The 3,243-nt window shown below is 72.8% G+C and carries 2 protein-coding genes; one reads left to right on the top strand and one right to left on the bottom strand.

Annotation, left to right across the window (positions count from 1 at the left end; genetic code table 11):
* Nucleotides 1-268: 268 nt before the first annotated feature.
* Nucleotides 269-1,912, bottom strand: coding sequence for an FAD-dependent monooxygenase (locus EF918_RS34070; RefSeq protein ID WP_125652750.1), 1,644 nt, complete (start codon nt 1,910-1,912; stop codon nt 269-271).
* Between the two features lie 222 nt (nt 1,913-2,134).
* Here EF918_RS34070 and EF918_RS34065 point away from each other — a divergent pair, with 222 nt between their 5' ends.
* Nucleotides 2,135-3,217: a SchA/CurD-like domain-containing protein gene (locus EF918_RS34065; protein WP_125652749.1), complete on the top strand. Its 1,083-nt coding sequence runs from the start codon at nt 2,135-2,137 to the stop codon at nt 3,215-3,217.
* The last annotated feature ends 26 nt before the right edge of the window (nt 3,218-3,243 follow it).

The raw sequence follows: 3,243 nt of genomic DNA, 5'->3' as shown, positions 1-3,243 counted from the left end.
TAGGGGGTCAGCGGCAGCACCAGCAGTTGGACCAGCAGCTCTTGGCGCGCCACGAGCTGCTGGTCCAACTGCTGGTGCTGCCGCTGACCCCCTAGGGGCGCGGGGAACTGCGCGCCCGGCCACCCACGGCCCGCACGGAAGGGCAGACAGGGCACGGCAGGGCACGGCACGGCGTCCCCGCGGAGCGGATGGGCCGGCCCTCGATGCCTGGGTCCCGTCGCCTGCCCGGAGGCGGCGGCGGGACCCGGGTCACCCTCTGCCCGTCACCTCACCCCGCCCGGCACAGCAGCCTCCTCATGACCTCCGTCAGCCGCCCCCGCGGGTCCGCCTCCGCGTCGGGTGAGCGCCAGGCCACGAAGCCGTCCGGGCGGACCAGGACGGCGCCCTGCACGCCGATGCCGTGGGCGTGCGTCCACAGCGCCTCGGCGCCCTCCTCCGTCGTCAGGACGGCATCGCTCCCGGCCGCCCCGACCGTCGGCGCCTCCAGCCGGACGCCGAGGTCCCGCGCCACCGCCTGGGCCGCCGCCCGCCAGGGCGTGCCGGGGCTGCTGAGCAGCACGAACTCCCGCTCGTACAGGTCGAGGCTGGAGATCCGCTCGCCCGAGCGGTGCAGCCAGATGTGCGGGGCCCGGGTGCCGGGCTCCCCGGTGAGGCTCAGCTCGTCCGGGACGATCGGCCTGTCCGCCGCGCCCACGACCGCGCCCCGCGGGTAGCGGTAGCCCATGGCCGTGGCCAGCACCCCGCCGCCGGGCGGGCCCACGCTGACCGGCGGGGCGTAGCCGGGGTGGCTGTGCTCGGCCGACCGGGCCGAGGCCCGTTCTGCGGTGGCGAGCGCGACCGGGTGCCGTTCGACGTGGTAGGTGTCCAGCAGTTCGGGGCCGGCCTCGCCGCGCAGCACGGCCGCGATCTTCCAGGCGAGGTTGTGCCCGTCCTGGATGCCCGTGTTGGAGCCGAACGCGCCGGTCGGGCTCATCTCGTGGGCCGAGTCGCCGGCCAGGAACACCCGGCCGACCCGGTACTGCGTGGCCACCCGCTCGGCGGCGTGCCAGGGCGCCCGGCCCAGGATCTCCACGTCCAGGTCCGGGGCGCCGACGGCCCGCCGGATGTGGTCGGTGCAGCGCTCGTCGGTGAAGTCCTCCATGGTCTCGCCCGTCTCCGGCTTCCAGGGGGCGTGGAAGACCCAGTGCTCCTGGTTGTCCACGGGCAGCAGCGCCCCGTCGGAGCCGGGGCGCATCAGGTAGCAGACGATGAAGTTGAGGTCGCCGAGGACCGCCCGCATCCCCCGTGAGCGGAAGGTGACGCTCACGTTGTGGAACAGCTCGCCGCTGCCGGTCTGCGGGATGTGCAGGGCCTCGCGGACGGGGCTGCGCGGGCCGTCGCAGCCGATCAGGAAGTCCGCCCTGACCTGGGTGTGCTCGCCCGTGGCCAGGTCCTTGACCGTCGCGGTCACCCCGTCCGCGTCCTGGTCGAAGCTCATCAGCTCGGTGGAGAAGCGGATGTCGGCGCCCTGGGCGCCGCTCTGCTCGATGAGCACGGGCTCGGTGTTGTTCTGGCTGCACAGGCACCAGCCGGTCGGGCTGACCTCCGCGAGTCCGCCGCGCCGCTGCGAGACCCCCTTGACCAGCCACTTCTGCGGGGATCCGTCGGTCAGGCACTCCGTCTGGAGAATGCCGTCGCTGTCCTTGAGCGCTTCGGCCGCCTTGCGGATCGCCGGTTCCGCGCGGGCGGTGCGGAACAGCTCCATCGTGCGGGCGTTGATGCCGCGGCCGCGGGGGTGAATGGAGGTGGCGGTGTGCTTCTCGACCAGCATGTGCCTGACGCCGTGACGGCTCAGGAAGAGCGAGGTCGACAGGCCTACGAGTGAACCGCCCACGATGAGGACCGGTACGCGCTCCGCTGCGTTCTCTTCCACGGGTGGGGTGCTCCTGTTCCTGAGGGGATCGGAACTTCTATGCCCCCGCAGCCGCCGCCCGCACGGGCATTCACTCGCTCAGGCCTGTCGCCCGTTTGATCCGCATATCTCGCGCTTTCGTTCGGCGTGGGATGAGCATGAGGGACACCGACGCCCCGCACCGCACCGCACCGCTCCGGTCGCTCGTGTCCTGTCGAAGGTGTCCTGACGAAGGAGACAAGGATGACAACCACCCTTTCCGAACGGGTGTCGCAGTCGGCTTTCGACGGCTCCATGCTGCGGGTCGTCTTCCTGTGCGATCTCCACGAGGGGACGCAGCAGCAGTTCTTCGACGCGTACGAGAAGATGCGCCATCAGGTGGCGACCGTCCCCGGGCACATCAGCGATCAGCTCTGCCAGTCGTTCGAGAACCCCTCCCAGTGGCTGATCACCAGCGAGTGGGAGAGCGCCCCGCACTACTTGGCCTGGGTCAACAGCGACGAGCACATCGAGCAGGTCCGCCCGCTGAGCGTGTGCATGCGCAGCAACAAGGCGCTGAAGTACACGGTGCTGCGCGAGACCGGCCGCCCCTCGGCCAAGCGGTTGCAGGCGGCGCCGCGGCTGGGCAGCGGGGTCGTGCGCCACGCGCTGACGTTCACCGTCAAGCCGGGCAGCGAGCCCGCGGTCGCGGCCCTGCTGGCCGACTACGCCTCCCCCTCGGCCCGGGTCGACGCGCAGACCCGGCTCGCCCGGACCACCCTGTTCATGCACGGCAACCGGGTGGTGCGCACGGTGGAGATCGAGGGCGACCTGATGGCGGCCCTGCGCCACGTGGCCAAGCAGCCCGAGGTGCGGGCCGTCGAGGAGGCCATCAACCCCCACCTCGTGCAGGACCGCGACCTCGACGACCCCGAGTCGGCCCGGATGTTCTTCATGCGGGCGGCGCTGCCGGCGGTCCACCACGTCGCCGCGGCCGAGGCCGACGAGCCCGACGTGCGCCGGTACGCCGTGTACTACCCGGCCAGGCCCGGCTGCGGCACGGCCGTCGCGAAGTTCCTGGCCCGCCAGGACGAGCAGGCCGCGCAGGACCCGGCGAGCCCGGTCCGCAGCAGCACGGTCTTCCAGCGCGACGACCTCGTGGTCCGGCTGCTCGACGTGCGCGGACCGCTCGACGCCGAGCCCGACCTGGCCTTCGGCATCCGCGGCCGGCGCAAGGCGGCCGTCCTGGCCCGGCTGCTCGACGTACCGGCGGCCCCGGCCGCCCGCCTGCTGGAACAGCAGACCATGACCCTCGTCACCGACCGGCGGGCCCCGGCCGAGCACTGACCGCGCCGCCCCCGTTCCCCCTCTCC

The sequence above is a fragment of the Streptomyces sp. WAC06614 genome (genome assembly GCF_003949795.1).
Lineage (GTDB): Bacteria > Actinomycetota > Actinomycetes > Streptomycetales > Streptomycetaceae > Streptomyces.
This window is presented reverse-complemented; position numbering and strand designations above follow the sequence as displayed.

What these genes read in the sequence shown, in the direction of transcription:
- EF918_RS34065 (WP_125652749.1), top strand. Translation starts at nt 2,135, where the DNA reads ATGACAACCACCCTTTCCGAACGGGTGTCGCAGTCGGCTTTCGACGGC.